Genomic DNA, 306 nt, shown 5'->3' with positions numbered 1-306 from the left:
CGGGCCACGGCGACCGCATCCTCGACGTCATCGCCGCCGCCGGCGGCAACCGCGCGCCGGTCAACGAGACCTTCGTGCGGCTCTCGCGCGGGCCGGTGACCGCGACCGTGCCGCTGACCACGGTGGTATCGAACCCCAGGGAGAACATCTACCTGCGGCCCAACGACGTGCTGACGCTGGTGCGCGACCCGCAGACCTTCATCGCGGTGGGCGCGCTGGGCAACAGCACCGAGCTGCCGTTCCAGGCCGACGGCATCACGCTGGCGCAGGCGCTGGCCAAGGCGCGCGGCCTGTCGGACTTCGCCG

Annotated in this window: 1 pseudogene; it reads left to right on the top strand. The window is 72.9% G+C overall.

Features of this window, described 5'->3' with window-relative positions:
* Window positions 1-306, top strand: a pseudogene (locus ACLBX8_RS31900) (polysaccharide biosynthesis/export family protein); the annotation flags it as partial.

It is taken from the genome of Methylobacterium sp. D48H (assembly GCF_053345715.1).
Note: the sequence above shows the minus strand (reverse complement) of the source record. Positions and strands in the feature narration are given on the sequence as shown.